The sequence below is a fragment of the Patescibacteria group bacterium genome, from assembly GCA_024238995.1.
GTDB lineage: Bacteria > Patescibacteriota > Minisyncoccia > Minisyncoccales > JANBVM01 > JANBVL01.
Genome location: JANBVL010000004.1, coordinates 12,582 through 29,008, shown reverse-complemented (window position 1 = coordinate 29,008; position 16,427 = coordinate 12,582). Strand labels below are relative to the sequence as shown.

General features: G+C 31.8%; 15 protein-coding genes and 5 tRNA genes. 8 read left to right on the top strand and 12 right to left on the bottom strand.

The annotated features are described in order from the left end of the window. Nucleotides 1–18: 18 nt before the first annotated feature. Nucleotides 19–1,050, bottom strand: a complete 1,032-nt coding sequence (locus KJI70_02110) for a hypothetical protein (protein ID MCP6718311.1) — start codon at nucleotides 1,048–1,050, stop codon at nucleotides 19–21. A gap of 73 nt (nucleotides 1,051–1,123) precedes the next feature. Here KJI70_02110 and KJI70_02105 point away from each other — a divergent pair. From KJI70_02105 to recG, 3 genes are all read left to right on the top strand, one after another. After that, nucleotides 1,124–1,195, top strand: a tRNA-Arg gene (locus tag KJI70_02105). Between the two features lie 21 nt (nucleotides 1,196–1,216). After that, nucleotides 1,217–1,693 carry an NUDIX hydrolase gene (locus tag KJI70_02100; GenBank protein MCP6718310.1) on the top strand — a complete coding sequence of 159 codons (477 nt, stop codon included), beginning with the start codon at nucleotides 1,217–1,219 and terminating at the stop codon, nucleotides 1,691–1,693. 6 nt (nucleotides 1,694–1,699) lie between these two features. Further along, a complete protein-coding gene (recG, locus tag KJI70_02095) occupies nucleotides 1,700–3,790 on the top strand; it encodes an ATP-dependent DNA helicase RecG (protein MCP6718309.1) in 2,091 nt (696 codons plus the stop codon). A gap of 36 nt (nucleotides 3,791–3,826) precedes the next feature. On the opposite strand, the gene valS is transcribed toward recG, so the two are convergent. Together valS and tsaD are read right to left on the bottom strand one after the other, a co-directional pair. After that, entirely contained in the window at nucleotides 3,827–5,938 is a 2,112-nt protein-coding gene (gene valS / locus KJI70_02090; GenBank protein MCP6718308.1) for a valine--tRNA ligase, read from the bottom strand. Beyond that, nucleotides 5,935–6,987 carry a tRNA (adenosine(37)-N6)-threonylcarbamoyltransferase complex transferase subunit TsaD gene (tsaD, locus tag KJI70_02085; GenBank protein ID MCP6718307.1) on the bottom strand — a complete coding sequence of 351 codons (1,053 nt, stop codon included), beginning with the start codon at nucleotides 6,985–6,987 and terminating at the stop codon, nucleotides 5,935–5,937. The genes valS and tsaD overlap by 4 nt, the downstream gene beginning before the upstream one ends. Before the next feature lie 92 nt (nucleotides 6,988–7,079). On the opposite strand from tsaD, the gene KJI70_02080 reads away from it, so the two are divergent. The 5 genes from KJI70_02080 to KJI70_02060 all read left to right on the top strand — a co-directional run bounded on the left by KJI70_02080 (nucleotide 7,080) and on the right by KJI70_02060 (nucleotide 10,722). After that, nucleotides 7,080–7,151 (top strand) — tRNA-Glu (locus tag KJI70_02080). Nucleotides 7,152–7,165: 14 nt separating this feature from the next. Continuing rightward, a complete protein-coding gene (locus tag KJI70_02075; GenBank protein ID MCP6718306.1) occupies nucleotides 7,166–7,840 on the top strand; it encodes a helix-turn-helix domain-containing protein in 675 nt (224 codons plus the stop codon). Next, the gene (locus KJI70_02070) at nucleotides 7,837–9,369 is read left to right on the top strand and encodes a glycosyltransferase family 2 protein (GenBank protein MCP6718305.1); all 1,533 of its coding nucleotides are present in this window, start codon (nucleotides 7,837–7,839) and stop codon (nucleotides 9,367–9,369) included. Before KJI70_02075 ends, KJI70_02070 begins: the two co-directional genes overlap by 4 nt. Nucleotides 9,370–9,416: 47 nt before the next feature. Next, nucleotides 9,417–10,142: a PrsW family intramembrane metalloprotease gene (locus KJI70_02065; protein ID MCP6718304.1), complete on the top strand. Its 726-nt coding sequence runs from the start codon at nucleotides 9,417–9,419 to the stop codon at nucleotides 10,140–10,142. A 4-nt stretch (nucleotides 10,143–10,146) separates the two neighbouring features. Then, nucleotides 10,147–10,722 carry an Hsp20/alpha crystallin family protein gene (locus KJI70_02060; protein ID MCP6718303.1) on the top strand — a complete coding sequence of 192 codons (576 nt, stop codon included), beginning with the start codon at nucleotides 10,147–10,149 and terminating at the stop codon, nucleotides 10,720–10,722. Nucleotides 10,723–10,772: 50 nt separating this feature from the next. Here the strand turns inward: KJI70_02060 and KJI70_02055 are convergent. The 9 genes from KJI70_02055 to KJI70_02015 all read right to left on the bottom strand — a co-directional run bounded on the left by KJI70_02055 (nucleotide 10,773) and on the right by KJI70_02015 (nucleotide 16,370). Beyond that, a tRNA-Leu gene (locus KJI70_02055) sits at nucleotides 10,773–10,856 on the bottom strand. Nucleotides 10,857–10,941: 85 nt separating this feature from the next. Continuing rightward, on the bottom strand, nucleotides 10,942–11,346 hold the full coding sequence (locus KJI70_02050; protein ID MCP6718302.1) for a hypothetical protein: 405 nt from the start codon (nucleotides 11,344–11,346) through the stop codon (nucleotides 10,942–10,944). Nucleotides 11,347–11,420: 74 nt separating this feature from the next. Next, entirely contained in the window at nucleotides 11,421–11,768 is a 348-nt protein-coding gene (locus KJI70_02045) for a pilin (protein MCP6718301.1), read from the bottom strand. A gap of 5 nt (nucleotides 11,769–11,773) precedes the next feature. After that, nucleotides 11,774–12,283: a class I SAM-dependent methyltransferase gene (locus KJI70_02040; GenBank protein MCP6718300.1), complete on the bottom strand. Its 510-nt coding sequence runs from the start codon at nucleotides 12,281–12,283 to the stop codon at nucleotides 11,774–11,776. A gap of 51 nt (nucleotides 12,284–12,334) precedes the next feature. Beyond that, a complete protein-coding gene (gyrA, locus tag KJI70_02035; GenBank protein ID MCP6718299.1) occupies nucleotides 12,335–14,818 on the bottom strand; it encodes a DNA gyrase subunit A in 2,484 nt (827 codons plus the stop codon). 2 nt (nucleotides 14,819–14,820) lie between these two features. Beyond that, nucleotides 14,821–15,540 (bottom strand): RluA family pseudouridine synthase, encoded by a 720-nt coding sequence (locus tag KJI70_02030; GenBank protein MCP6718298.1) that lies wholly within the window; start codon nucleotides 15,538–15,540, stop codon nucleotides 14,821–14,823. 1 nt (nucleotide 15,541) lies between these two features. Beyond that, nucleotides 15,542–15,615 (bottom strand) — tRNA-Val (locus tag KJI70_02025). A 6-nt stretch (nucleotides 15,616–15,621) separates the two neighbouring features. Further along, nucleotides 15,622–15,694 (bottom strand) — tRNA-Ile (locus tag KJI70_02020). 13 nt (nucleotides 15,695–15,707) lie between these two features. Further along, a complete protein-coding gene (locus KJI70_02015; protein MCP6718297.1) occupies nucleotides 15,708–16,370 on the bottom strand; it encodes a hypothetical protein in 663 nt (220 codons plus the stop codon). Between the last annotated feature and the right edge of the window lie 57 nt (nucleotides 16,371–16,427).

Genomic DNA, 16,427 nt, shown 5'->3' with positions numbered 1-16,427 from the left:
TATTTTATGTATACTACCTTAACTTTTGTACCTTTTCAAATGCTTTACATTATGAAAACTAAATATTTGGAGATATTTTTCCATGCTTTCTTTACTATCAAGCCACACATCTATATCTCTAGATATTCTAGCTCTTAACCCATTCTGCTTGAGAGTGTTAAACACAAATTGAACAAGGGGCTTAGAATAATTTGTAAAACAAAGTTTCTTATAACTATAGTATTTTCCACCAACTTTATAACGATGAGTAAAAACACTGCCATCAGTATCAATCAAACCTCTGGCACAAGAAATACTATATTGTTTATTTTTTTTAATCCACTCAGGAACATCTACTTGTTGTTTTACTTTACTTCCCTGTTTTAATCCAAGCCTTTGAACACAAAATCTAACTAATTTACTTCTAGAAAGAATATATCTTACTGCTCTGCATTTTCTATCATAAGAAATACCAACATGAATCTTAAATAACTTTTTCGCTAATTTATATACAAAATCGCCGTATTCTTTATCGGTTTCGCTATTTAACGTCACTATAATTTGCCTTTTGCTAATTCCTCCATCGCCTAAAACAATCCCTACGAATTCTGCAAGCTCTCTAGAAAAATCAGGCTTGTTAACTGGTTTATACGCCCCCAAAAAATTATATTTATATTTTCCCTCTCTTTTCCACCACTCATACCATTTTTTCTTTCGATATTCGGGGTTTCCGCCTACATAGCCGTATTTTTGAATACAGGCTATCGCGCCAAGGTTAGCACCTATTTTACTGCCTTTATCAACGTACCAAAACGGATCTTTAATTTCTATATCAGTTGGCATTGTCATCTTTGCAATATTAGATATCCTCTTTACTACATCAAGGGGCATAGAATATTCTTCTCTTTTCCAGTCATTTAATGTTCTCTTATGCACTTTAATTTTTTCAGCAAGCTCAAGCCAAGAAACATCTAAATTATTTAACGCTTTTAACAAAAATTTCTGTTGTTTTCTAGGAAGAAAAATAACCCTTTTTTCAAAATTCTTATTTCTTTTTAAAGATTCGCTCATTATTCCATTTTAATTCTCTGAACTAATAAAGTCAATTGATTTAAGCTTAATTTTATGATATTTTTATCATATAGTCCCCATAGCTTAATGGATAAAGTAATTGCTTGCGGAGCAATTGATAGAGGTTCGACTCCTCTTGGGGACACATTAATATAAAATAATAAATATGATTACTTGTTTTTTCGAAAACAACAATAAAGCATTTTTAAGACACATTACTGTAGATAATATTGTTATTAAAAACAATGAAATTCTTCTTGTTAAACGCGCTTCTGATACACCAGCTCATCCTAATAAATATGCCTTGCCAGGAGGCTATTTAGATAGAAATGAAACCATAAGCCAGGGTGCTTTGAGAGAATTTGAAGAAGAAACTGGTTATAAAGGAAAAATAGTTTCTTTATTTAGAATTAATAGTAATCCAGACAGAAAAGGAGAAGACAAACAAAATGTAGATTTTGTTTATTTAATTGAAGCAAAAGAAAAAGTCTCTGAACCTGATAATGAGATAAGTGAAGTGGTTTGGTTTGATCTCAACAACTTGCCGAAGCCTGAAGAATTTGGTTTTGACCATTATGAAATCATTAAGCTTTATTTAAAACACAAAGAAAAACCTTTCTCTTTGCCAATTTTTAATTTATAGTTCTTTATGAATCTATCAACTCCTATTGAGAAAATACCACACGTTGGTCCTCAGTATCAAAAAAAATTAAACAAATTAGGAATTAAAACTATTTCTGATTTATTATTTCATTTTCCTCATCGCTATGAGGATTTTTCTGATTTAACACCAATAGCCGAAGTTAAAGCTGATGAAAAAGTTTGTATTCAAGGCAAAATAACAGATATTCAAAATATTATCACAAGAAAAAGGCGGTTTGTTTTAACAAAAGCAACAATTGAAGATGATTCTGGAGAAATAAAAGCAATCTGGTTTAATCAACCCTATTTAGTTGACAGTTTAAAGCCTGGTGCTTCAGTTTGCTTAGCAGGAAAAATAGCTTTAAATAAAAAATATTTTCCCGGAGTTTATTTATCGAGCCCAGTTCATGAAAAATTATCTGAAGATGAACAAAAAAACCTAATTCACACAGGAGGATTAATCCCAGTTTATCCAGAAACAGAGGGGCTATCATCCCGCTGGCTAAGATATATTATAAGACCGCTTTTAGCTAATTTTAAAAATAAAATCAAAGATCCTTTGCCTGAATTCATCCAGAATGAAAATCAATTACTGCCTTTAAATAAAGCTCTTTGGCAGGTTCATTTTCCAGATTCCAATGCTTTAGCTGAACAATCAAGAAAAAGATTTTCTTTTCAGGAAATATTCTTCATTCAGTTAAATGTTTTAATGGAAAAATTAAAATTAAAACAAAAACAAGCCGTACAAATTCCATTTAATTTAGAAACAACTAAAAGCTTTGTTAAGAGTCTGCCATTTAAACTTACTACTGCTCAAAGAAAATCGAGCTGGCAGATTTTAAAAGACTTAGAAAAACCAAGGCCAATGAACAGATTATTAGAAGGAGATGTTGGCTCTGGAAAAACAGTTGTAGCTGTCATTGCAGCTTTAAACACAGCTAAAGCTGGTTTTCAAACTGCTTTTATGGCTCCAACAGAAATATTAGCTGAACAGCATTTTAAAAACATTTCAAATGCTTTGAAAAAATTTAATCTTAAAATCGGATTATTAACTAGAACTGGCTATAAGGTAATTAACAAAAAAACAACAAAGAAAAAGCTTATAGAACAAATTAAAAGCGGAGAAATTGATATTCTAATTGGAACGCATGCTTTAATTCAAGAAAATGTAAAATTCAAAAACTTAGCTTTAGTAATTTTAGATGAACAGCACCGTTTTGGAATTGAACAACGGGCTAAATTATGTCAGCAAAAAAACATTGTCCCCCACCTGCTTTCAATGACAGCTACTCCAATTCCAAGAACTTTGACTTTAACAATTTATGGAGATTTAGACTTGTCAATTTTAGATGAACTGCCAAAAGGAAGAAAAAAAATCATCACAAAGCTAATCAAACCAAAGGGCAGGCAAAAAGTTTATGAATTCATTAAAAGTGAAGTTAAAAAAGGAAAACAAGTCTTTGTGGTTTGCCCGCGAATAGAACCAAAACAAACAAGTGGTGATTGGTCAGAAGTAACAGCTGTAAAAGAAGAATATGAAAAATTATCACAAAAAATCTTTCCTAAACTAAAAGTGCGAATGCTTCATGGAAAATTAAAAAGCAAAGAAAAACAACAAATAATGAAAGGTTTTAAATCAGGAAAAACCAATGTTTTAGTTTCAACTTCAGTAGTAGAGGTCGGTATTGATATCGAAAATGCAACAATAATGATTATTGAAGGAGCTGAAAGATTTGGTTTAGCCCAGCTTCACCAGTTCAGAGGAAGGACAGGAAGAGGGGAAGATCAATCCTATTGTTTTCTATTTACCAGCACTTCAGAAATAGGAACTACCCGGCGCTTGCAAGCGCTACTTAAATCAAATGATGGCTTTGAATTAGCAGAAAAAGATTTGGCTATAAGAGGACCTGGTGACATGTTTGGTATTCGGCAATGGGGAATTCCTGATTTAATAATGGCTTCTTTAAAAGATGTAGAATTAATTGAGAAAACACGCTTTTGGGCAAAAGAAACTTTAAAACAAGACCCAACTCTTAAAAAAAATCCGCTCTTGGCAGATAAGATTAAGCAATTTGGGAAAACAATTCATCTCGAATAACCTATCAAACCTGTGCTCGATTAAAACAATCACACATTATACTGGCCACTCCTCTATCATTAGAGACTCTTTTTTCTTTTTAATAGGAAGATTTTGGTAAATTTCTTCAGTAATAAACGGAATAAATGGATGAAGTAATTTCAAAGAAGAAATTAAAGCATAAAGCAACACTTTTTTTGTTTTTAATTTTTCTTTTTCAGTTTTTGCTTTAGTTAATGTTTTTTTAGAATCTTCAATGCACTTATCACAGAATTCACGCCAGAAAAAATCATACAAAGCTTGTGATGCCTGACCAAACTCAAATTTATCTAAATATTTATCAATAGATTTAGTTGTTTTTTTAATTGAACTTAAAATCTTTTTTTCATTCTTTGAAAGTTTTAATTTTGAAATTTGAACTTTGGTCGGAACTTGTATCTCTTTATCTCCAACCTGCATTATTACAAATCTTGTTGCATTCCAAATCTTATTGCAGAACTTTTTGCCCATAATAATTGTATCTTCATTAAACCTAACATCTTGTGCTCCAGTTAAAATCCAAGACAAACCAAATCTAGTGGCATCAGCTCCATATTTATCAATCAAATCCAAAGGATCAATACCTGTTCCCAATGATTTGGACATTCTTCTGCCATCTTTAGCTAAAATTGTTGGATGAACGTATACACGATCAAAGGGCTTTTTCTTCATAAATTCCATTCCAGAAAAAACCATTCTTGCCACCCATAAATTGATAATGTCTCTTGCGGTTGTTAAAACATTTGTCGGATAATATGTTTTTAAATCTTTTGTTTTTTTAGGCCAGCCAAGTACTGCAAAAGGCCATAAGGCTGAAGAAAACCATGTATCCAATACGTCATCTGAACCTTTAATAGGAACTTTATGCCCCCACCAAATCTGTCTTGAAATGCACCAATCATGTATATTGGACAACCAATCAAAATATGTTTTTTCAAATCTTTTAGGATAAAACTTGATTCTTCCACTTTTAACTTCTTTTTCAGCCATTTTCGCCAATTTATCCATTTTCATAAACCATTGATTAGAAGGGACAATTTCAATAATTGAATTACAACGATAACATTTTGGAACCTGATGGATATAATCTTCTATTTTTTCGATTAAGCCCAATTTATTTAAATCATTAATAATTTTTTCCCTTGCTTCTGAAACCTTAAGACCAATGTAGTTTAAAGGAGCTTTGTCACTCATTTTATTCTCTTCGTTAATCACTTTTATCATTCTTAATTTATGAGCAATTCCCATAATATAATCTTTTGGGTCGTGAGCTGGAGTAACTTTCACTGCCCCTGTGCCAAATTCAATATCAACCATTCTGTCAGCAATAATCGGAATTTCTCTGCGCACAAAAGGCAAAATCACTGATTTGCCAATAAACTTTTTGTATTTTTTGTCTTTGGGATTTACTGCTACTGCAGTATCACCTAGCATTGTTTCAGGCCTTGTTGTTGCAACTGTAATATATTCTTGTTTTTCACTTTTTATTTTTTTATCCTGTTTAATCGGGTATCTTATATACCAAAGCTTTGAATCTTTTTCTTTACGTTCCAATTCAAGATCTGATAAACTTGTTTTACATTTAATGCACCAATTAACAGGTCTTTCTGCCTGATAAATTAATCCTTTTTTATGATAATGTAAAAATGTTTTTTTAACTGCTTTAGAGTAATCTTCATCCATTGTAAATCTTATTCTTGACCAATCCAAAGAACAACCCATCCTTTTAAATTGATTTAAAATAATGTTTCCGTATTTTTCTTTCCACTGCCAAATACGTTCAATAAACTTCTCTCTGCCCAATTCTTCTCTTGTTTTACCCTCCTTAATCAGTTGTTTTTTAACCTTAGCTTCAGTTCCTATGCCAGCATGGTCTGTTCCAGGAAGCCATAAAGTCTTATAGCCTTTTAACCGCTTCCACCTGATCAAGATATCCTGAATAGTGGATTGCAAAGCATGGCCCATATGGAGATTGCCTGTTACGTTTGGCGGAGGAATAGTAATACAATATTGTTTTTTTCTTTTTCCAGGTAATTTATCAGGATTAAAAAAACCAGTTTTCATCCAAAACTCATAAATTCTATCTTCAACATTTTTAGGATCGTATGTTTTTGCTAGTTTTGATTTCATAATCTCAAATTAGCATTAACACTGATTTTTTTCCAGCTTTTAGTCTTAGAACCCAGCCATCTATAATAAGAAACTATTGCTATCATTAAAGCATTGTCTGTTGAATATTTTTTATCTGGTATTTTATATCCAACACCTGTTAACTCTCTTTTTATTTCAGCTTTAAATTGCTTGCGCAACTGACTATTTGCAGAAACCCCGCCTCCTAAGATTATCGTTTTAACTTTATACTCTTTGGCAGCCTTAATGGTCTTATAAACTAAAACATCAATAATAGCACTTTGAAGTTCATAAGCCATTGCTCTAATATATTCTTTTGATTTTTTGATTTTTGGCTTTTGGTTTTTAAAATGATATAAAGCTGCTGTTTTTAAACCAGAAAAACTGAAATCATAATTTTTTTGATAAATCATTGGTCTGGGCAGATCAACTTTAATTTTTGATTTTCTTTTATCGTATTCTTTTGCAATTTTTTCAATTATCGGTCCTCCTGGATATTCTAAGCCAAGCATTCTGGCCACTTTATCAAAACACTCACCAGCAGCATCATCTCTAGTTTCACCTAGTATTTTATACTTACCAAAACCTTTTACTAAAACAATTTGAGTATGGCCACCAGAAACTATTAGCGCCAAGGCTGGAAACATTTTTTTAAAATCTTCTGAGTTTAAATTTAAAAAATTAGCATAAATATGAGCTTCAATATGATTAACAGGAATGATAGGAACTTTTAAATCTTTAGCTGTTTTTTTGGCAAAATTAACACCTGACCAAAGGCATGGCTCTAATCCTGGACCAGTTGTTACAGCTATTGCGTCAACTTTCGGATTTTTAGCCTCTTTTAAAGATTTTTCCAAAACAACAGGCAGATTTTTTTCATGCTCTCTTTTGGCTAGTAATGGATAAACGCCTCCATATTTTTTATGGATTTCAACTTGTGAAGACACAATATTTGATAAAACTTTGATTTTTGGCTGTTTTCTACCACTGATTCTGATTACAGAAATACAAGTATCATCACAAGATGTCTCAATTGCTAAAATAATCATAATATTGCTTATTTTATCATTATTTTTTAAGAATAAAAGGGTTGATTTTTTAAGATTTTGATATAGAATATAGTAGTATTAACAACAATTAAGGCCCCATCGTCTATCGGTCAGGACTTTGGATTTTCAATCCAACAAGGCGGGTTCGACTCCCGCTGGGGTCACTAATTAAAATTATATGCATCTACAACATCAAAACGTAATTGATTTAAGATTAAAAGGGGAAAGCTATAGAGAAATTTCAAAAATTACAGGTGTATGTAAAAGTTCAGTTAGTAGATGGTGTAAAAACTTAAAACTACCTTTAAAAATACAAAGAATTCTTAAAAAAAAGACCAAAGCCAGTCAATCTTTATTGGTAGCATACAATAAAAAACGACACCGTATCGTACAACTTGAAAATAAACAAATTAGAAAAAAATCAGCAGATCAAATTCGTTTACTGTCGAAACATGAATTATTATTGATCGGTACTGCTCTCTATTGGGGAGAAGGATATAAAAAACAACTCAAAAGTAAAAGCCCTTATGTTGATTTCGTAAACTCTGACCCTTATATGATTATTTTATTTCTTCGTTTCCTACAAGAAATTCTTGAAACTCCTGAAGAGAAAATCAAAGTATCTATTCGAATTCACCCAAATATCAATGAACAATCAACTCTTAATTTTTGGAGTACAACTACAAACATTTCTCCAAGTCGTTTCCGTATCACGCGTCAAATAAGTAAAGCAAGTAAAGGAAAACGTTCAAAAAATTCTCTTCCTAATGGAGTGCTTAGCATACGAGTTTATAATAGACGTAAATTCTTCCAAATAAGAGGCTGGATTGACGGATTGATCCAACGAACATGAACAAAAACTATTTATCTCTTTCTAAAGCCGAAGATTTAGAAAATCCCAAACAAAGAGTTATATATAGATTTTTGGAAATCCTTCCTGGACTTTTGTCCTGGTTAACCTTACTAGGCTCTTTTTTCTTTTCATGGCTATCACCAATAATAGTAGCAATCTTTATAATCCTTTTTGATTTTTACTGGCTTTTGAAAATAGGTTATTTATCATTTCACCAGATAGCAAGTTTCAATAAAATGAAAAAAAATCTTGGAATTGACTGGTTTAAAAAAGTTTCTCAAATTAATGGCTGGGACCAAATTTACCATTTAATAATTCTTCCATTTTATAAAGAGAATAAAGAGATTATTGAAAGTTCCTGCCAAGCAATGTTAGATTCAGATTATCCAAAAGAAAAAATAATGATTGTATTGTCAGTAGAGGAAAGAGCGGGAAAAGAGGCGCAAATTATAGCAAGCCAAATGAAAGAAAAATTTTCTTCAAAATTCTTTAAATTTTTAGTTACAACTCATCCCCAAAATTTAGAATCTGAAGTAGCTGGCAAAGGATCAAACACAACTTGGGCAATTAAAAAAGCAAAACAAGAAATAATTGAACCTCTTGATATGGACAAAGATAATATTATTGTCTCAACTTTTGATATTGATACAAAACCATATCCCCAATACTTTTCATGTCTAACATATCATTTTTTAACAGTTGAAAATCCACAACGTTGTTCTTACCAACCTATTCCGGTTTACAATAATAATATCTGGAAAGCACCGGCATTTTCCCGGGTTATTGCTACTTCAGGCACTTTCTGGCAGATGATGCAGCAGGAAAGACCAGAAATACTTGTTACCTACTCATCCCATTCAACGCCATTTAAAGTTTTGGAAGAAGTGGGTTATCCAAAAAATGTTGTTTCTGATGATTCAAGGATTTTTTGGAAATCCTATCTTTTCTATGATGGCGATTACAGGGTAATTCCTTTGTATTATCCTGTTTCCATGGATGCAGTATTGGCCAAGAATTTATTTAAAACAATTATTAATCAATACAAGCAACAAAGAAGATGGGCCTGGGGCTGTAATGACATTCCATTCATGATCTATGGATTTTTAAAAAACAAAAAAATAGCCCTTTCAAAAAAAATCTCATATTCATTTAATGTTTTAGACGGATTTTGGTCATGGACAACTGCTTCTTTTTTAATCTTTTTTCTGGGTTGGCTTCCTTTAATGCTTGGAGGTGAAAAATTCAATGTAACAATGTTGTCATATAATCTGCCTAGATTTACAACCAACTTAATGAGAATATCTATGATTGGAATGATTGTATCTTCAATAATCAGTCTTTTGATTCTTCCTAAAAGACCAAAAGGGACCAGTAAGTTCAAAAATCTTTCAATACTGCTTCAATGGTTGTTTTTGCCTTTAACTTTGATTTTTTTCGGAGGTATTCCTTCACTTGACGCCCAAACCAGATTAATGTTTAAAAAATATCTGGGCTTTTGGGTAACTGAAAAAGAAAGGGGGGAAGCCTAAAAATTGGTTATTTATTTTTTCCATTGTATAATTAATTTATCTAAGTTATGAATGATTTTTTAAATTATCCTTTATATATTTTCTTTGGAATACTGCCCAGCATAATCTGGCTTTTATTTTATTTAAGAAAAGATTCTCACCCTGAACCAAAAAAAATGATTTTAAAAATCTTCTTCTATGGAGCTATTATTACAATTCCTGCAATTTTATTTGAAACACTATTTTTTGAAGTAGTTAAAATATTAAACTTACCAACTTTAACTGCATTTATTTTAAATATCTTTTTAGGAGTTGCCTTAATAGAAGAAGTTTTAAAATATTTAGTAATAAAACAAAAGGTTTTGAACAATCCTGAATTTGATGAACCAGTTGATGCAATGATTTATATGATAATTGCAGCGTTGGGTTTTGCTGCAGGAGAAAATTTGTTAATTTTATTTCCGCTCCAAAATCCTTTTTTATCAGAAATATTTGAAATTTCTTTTTTAAGATTTTTAGGAGCAACATTTCTTCATGCATTAGCTTCAGCCATAGTAGGATATTTTATTGGTCTTTCCTTTTTTGAAAAACAAAAAAGAAATAAGCTGATTTTCATAGGGCTAACAATAGCAATATTGTTGCATGGTTTCTATAATTTCTTTATAATAAAAATTGAAAAAGGCTTAAATCTTTTAGTGGCTTTTTCTCTCTTAATAATTACAGCTGTTTTTGTTTCTTATGGTTTTAAAAAACTTAAAAATCTAGCTGGAACAAAAACAGATTTAATAAATTAAAAATATGGCATCATTTTTAGAAAAACTTAAAAAAGGAATGGGCGTCGAGGAATTAGAAAGCACAAAAACTCCAACGCCAAAAAAAGAACCCAAACAAGAAAAAAAAGAAACACCAGTTAAAAAAACAATAACTAAAACAAAAGTGAAAAAAGCAACTCTAAAGCCCGAAGTGAAAAAGGAAGAAAAAGTTGAAAAAGAAACCACTCAACCTGCTCCAGTTTTAACAAAAGAAAAAAAAGAGCAATGGCCTCAATTAGAAGGAGAATTAGCTGTTGATGTTTATCAAACTGATTCAGATTTAATAATTCAATCAGCTATTGCCGGAATAAAACCAACAGACATTGACATTTCAATCGATGATGATGTCATAACGCTTAAGGGTGAAAGGAAAAGGTTAGCTGATGAAGAAGGTGATTACTTTTATCAAGAATGTTACTGGGGACCATTTTCTCGTCAAATAATTTCTCCTGTTGAAATTGACTCTGAAAGAGTTGATGCAACTTTAAAAGAAGGAATTCTAACAATAAAGATTCCGAAAATAACAAGGAATAAAAAATCAAAGATTGTTGTAAAAGGATAAATATGCACTTAAAAACTAAAACCGCTTGGAAAAGCGGTTTTAAGTTATTGTGCCGAAGGTGGGAGTTGAACCCACAAGCCATAAATGGCATGAGGTCCTAAACCTCACGTGTTTGCCAGTTTCACCACTTCGGCACGTATTAACAACTCAATTCTATCTTTTTTAACACACAAAATCAATCCCAAATTAGGATTGATTTTGCTCTTTTTAAAATTAATATTAACCAACAATTGCTACTACAATTGATGGAACTGCTCGAGACAATAAGGCAACTGCTAAACCAATCATTGCATACATTATTCTCTCTCGTCCTTTCTTTACTTTCTCTGGGTCACCTGCTGCTGTTAAGATGTCAAAAGCACCTAAAATCGTGAATAAAGATACTACTGCTATCAAACCAAAAAATATCCAATCAACAACAGTATAAACTGTATTTAGTAAGCAGCACATTCCCCAAGCATCTACCGAATCAGTTATTGCGCCCACTGTACAAGCAGATTCGAAATCAGCTACTTCGGTATGAGTTATCTCACAACCAGTTACTGGCTGTGCTGAAACTATCATAGGCACCACAAGCACTGTTAATGAAGTTATTGCAATTAAGCTTAAAAATACTTTTTTCATTCTTTTTTATGTTCAAATCTTTTTTTAAATCGACCTTTCGTTTTTTTTAATAATTGATAATTTAATGCTCGTTTCTAACTGACTCCTAAAAGATTCATTATCATTCCCATTATACCTCTTGCAAGCAAAATTACAAAGAAGCCAACAGCTGTCCAAATAATGATGTTTTTAGCTCTTTTAATTTGCTCTAAATTACCCCCTGCTGTAACAAACAAAAATCCAGCCATAATAACCATGAGAGGCGCTAGCACAGTAGCAATTTTGAAAATAAAATTAATGACATTATTAATAATATCTTCAAACTCGTCACTGGCTAGAGGATTTTTAATCTCTATGGTATCAGCACTTAATGTGCCAGGCATCATTGTTACTGCAACCAAACTAATTAGGAAAAGTAAAATAAAATATCTTGTTTTTTTCATATACCTCATTTTACAATAATTAAGCCCCAGTGGTAAATACCTGCTTTGAATTCTTTTTTAAATTGAAATTCAAGCTTTTGGGCAATTTGTTTCACATCATCAGCTGAAATCTTTTTTTCTGGTCCTAAATTTGAACCATCCAGCCAATCAACAATTAAAACCTGACCTTTTGGCTTTAAAACTCTTTTTACTTCCTGTAAAATCTTATCAATATCTTCAACCCCAAATAAAAGATTTGTCAGTAAAACCAAATCACAGGATTCACTAAGAAGTTTTGAATGTTTTTCCACGTCTGCTTGTATAAGTTCAATATTCAGAACTTTAAAAGTTTTCATTTTGCTTCTTAAGGCAGAAAGCGGTTCTTTTAAAATATCAATTGCATATACTTTTCCGTTTTCAAGCATTTTTGCCAAAGGAAATACCCATCCTCCAGAACCACAGCCAAAATCAGCTGCAATAAAATTCTTCTCAACATTAAGCTCATTTAATACTTTTTGTGGATCAAGAAATGACATAATAAGCCTTTAAAGTTATTTTACCTAATCAAAGATATTTTTAAAAGAAAGCTAAATGCAAGCAATAGAAGCAACCTTATCATTGGGTTTGAGCCTCATAATTCTTACTCCCTGGGTTGCTCTTTTTTGCTTTGAAATAGAACGAATCTTAATCCTTATAACCTGAGCCTGGCGGGAAATAACAATTAAATCTTCTTCCTGCTGATTTAAAATCCTGGAAGCAACCAAATCCCCTGTTTTAGAAATAATATTAGCAGTTTTTATTCCTGTACCTCCTCTTTTCTGAAGCCTGTATTCTTTAATATCAGTTCTTTTTCCATAGCCATTTTCACTAACAATCAGTAAATATTTTTTAACCTTATCTTTTGTTTTTTCTTGTTTGATTTTTTGAATTACGTCCATACCAATTAATTCATCCTGTTTTTTAAGCCTTATACCTGTTACGCCAGCAGCAGGTCTGCCCATTGGTCTAATATCTTTTTCTTTGAATTTAATTGACTTGCCTTTTTTAGTAACTAAAATCACATCATCATCACCAGTTGTCTTACAAACTTTTTCAAGTAAATCTCCTTTTTTAAGTGAAATTGCAATCAACCCTGAACGTCTGACATTTTTAAATTCTTTAAGGCTGGTTTTTTTAACTACTCCTTTTTTAGTTGCCATTACCAGAAATTGTGCATGATCATTGTTTTTCTCTTCTTTTCCTAAAGGAATGATTGAAAGCACTTTTTCATGGTTTGATAATTCCAAGAAATTAAGAAGGCCTCTTCCTTTAGCAACTCTTGAGCCCTTTGGGATTTCATAAACCAATGTTTTAAATACTTTTCCTGAATCAGTAAAAAACAACAACTCATCATGAGTATTGGCAATTAAAAAGTGCTCCACAATATCTTCTCCAATAGTTTTCATGCCAAGCATTCCTTTTCCTCCTCTTTTTTGAATTTTATATGCTTTAGGGTCAATTCTTTTAATATATCCACCTTGAGTTAAAGTAATGATTGCTTCTTCTTTTGGAATTAAATCTTCCTCAGAGATTATTTCCATTTCAGAAACAACTAATTTTGTTCTTCTATCGTCTCCAAAAATATCCTTTATATTTTTTAATTCTTTTTTAATAATAGTTTTAATTTTAACAAGGCTTTTTAAAATAGAGGTAAATTCTTTTATCTTTTCAAGTAATTCCTTTAATTCATCTTCAATCTTTTTTCTTTCTAACTTTGCCAAAGCTGCTAATTTAGTATCTAAAATTGCATTTGCCTGGATTTCAGTCAGTTTAAAACGCTTTATCAAATTGTTTTTTGCATCTTCTCTGTCTTTTGATTTTTTAATTGTATCAATAACAGCATCAATCTTGGCAAGACATTTTTTAAGACCTTCTAAAATATGGGCTCTTTCTTTTGCTTTATTAAGCTCATATTTTGTTCTTCTTACAATCACTTCTTTTCTGTGCTCAATAAAGTATTTTAAAATATCAAGCAAATTTAAAACCCTTGGCTGAGTGCCATTAACTAAAGCCAAGATATTTAAGTGGAAAGTGCGCTGTAAATCTGTAAATTTATAGAGCTGGTTTAAAATTCTTTGAGGAATTACATCTTTTTGCAGTTCTATAACAATTCTCATTCCGTCTTTATCCGATTCGTCTCTAATGTCCTTAATTCCTTCTATTCTTTTTTCTGAAACAAGCTTTGCAAATTGTTCTAAAAGAGATGATTTTTGAACCTGATAAGGAATCTCTGTAATTAAAATTTGTGTTCTTTGTTTTTTATCTTCAATTATTTCAGCTTTTCCCCTTGTTAATATTGGGCCTTTGCCCTGAGAGTAGGCTTCGATAATAGCCTCTTTATTATATATAAACCCTCCTAATGGAAAATCTGGCCCTTTTATAAACTTAAATAAATCCCGGGTGTCTGACTTAGGATTATCAATTAAATAAATTAAAGCATCGCAAACTTCGTTTAAATTATGAGGCGGAATATTTGTTGCCATTCCAACAGCAATGCCCAAAGAACCATTAAGTAAAAGCTGGGGAAGAGGTGATGGTGAAACCACAGGCTCTTTCCTGGTGCCGTCATAGTTATCAACAAAATCAACAGTATCTTTTGAAATATCTTTGAGCATCTCTTCTCCTTCTTTTGAAAGCCGCATTTCTGAATACCTCATGGCAGCATATTCGCCTGGATCATCAATTGAGCCCATGTTACCCTGCCCCTGAATTAATGGATATCTTAGGGAAAAGTCCTGAGCCATTCTTACTGCAGCACCATAAAGCGCCTGATCAGAGTGGGGATGATAACGACCCATTGTTGAACCAACAACAGTTGCTGATTTTCTAAATTTCATATTGTGCCTCAGTCCATCTTCAAGCATAGTATAAAGTATTCTTCTTTGAACTGGCTTTAGACCATCTCTCACATCAGGTAAAGCACGAGAAATTATCACTGACATTGCATAGTCAATGTATGACTCTTTCATTTCCTCAACAATTTCTCTTGGCTTGATCTTTCCAATAATATTTTCGGGTTTTTGACTTCTCATTTTTAATATTCTTTTAAATTATCTAAAGCTTTTTTTAAATCTGTTGCTAATTTTGAATTAAATTCTTTTTCTTTATTATTTAATATTTTAATTCTTAAATAAGCTGCATGCAAAAATTGTCTTTTTAAATCTTTTAAAATTGGCTGGTTTTTAAAATTGTAGATTTTATCCCCAACAATTGGATGATTCAAATACTGAAAATGAACTCTGAGCTGATGTTTTCTTCCAGTAATTGGAATTGCCTCAACCAGAGTATACTTGTTTTCTTTTTCATCAATAAGTTTTTTCAAAATTTTGTATTTTGTAACTGCTTTTCTTTTGTTTTTTGAGCCTGGTTCAAAAGGCAAATAAACTTTTTGTTTTTTTCTGTCTTTTTGCCCACGGCCAATTAAAGTTTCAATTATTCCATCTTTATTTTTAACCTCGCCATCAACTAAAGCAGTATATTTTTTAACAACTTTTCTTTCTTTAAATTGCTCTTGTAAAAAAGCTAAGGATTTATCATTCTTAGCTACCAGCAGCAACCCTGAAGTGTCTTTGTCTAGTCTGTGAACTATTCCATATCTTGGAGGCTTGCCAACATTCTTTAAATCTTCATTTTTTTCAATCAATAAATTAATCAATGTTTTTTCTTTAATTTCATCTTCTGAAAAAACTACTATTCCTGCAGGCTTATCAGCAACCAACAAATCATTGTCTTGGTAAATAACATTTAATTCCATGTGGGCGATATAGGACTCGAACCTATGACCTTCACAATGTCAATGTGACGCGCTAGCCAACTGCGCCAATCGCCCATAATGTGCGCACGGCTGGAATCGAACCAGCGACCACAGACTTATAAGATCTGTGCTACTACCACTGAGCTACGTGCGCTATTAAAATCTCTTTATTTGTATTCATCGGCAATTGCCTTTAATCCCATAATAATTTTTTCTGCAAGAAGAACACTATTCACTCTTAAATTACAAGTTCCATGACCAAAACTTCCTTTATGATTAATCCTTTCGCTTAAAGTTTTTTTAATATAAGGACGACTAAATTGTTCTAAAGGAATTTTAATCGTTTTCGACCAGTATTTCATTTCTCTGTCTATATGCATGTCGCTATATAAATGCATCACTACTCGCATTTTCTTTTTAGGTACTTTAAGGCATTTATTGAGCCAATAAATAAAAAATTGGATCATAGAAGGGTCTGTATTTGAGAGGGATAGATGGTCGGCTCTATACTTTGATCCATCTGCCCAGTAAAGAAACAAACCTGCAATAAAAGCCTCTCGCTTGCTTAAAGGCAAGATTAAATTCTTCTGAAGTTTATAAGTTTTATCAAGTCTCTTTTCCTTCTTTTTTCTCATCGTATCTCTGAACCTTTCTATTCTTCGTTCGTTTCTATCTCTTAACTCTCTTATTCTTTTTTTAGACAAAGGATGATCTCTCAGCCAAACACTCAGAGTGCTTTTACTAACCCTTAAAACATCTTTTATCTGACTATAGCTCATTTCCTTTTTCCTTAAAGCAAGGGCTTTTTCGTGATCTTTTAAACGGGCCATAGTCGAACAATTGAATTATCGTTATTGAAACTAATATTCATTAGTTCATTTTAACAC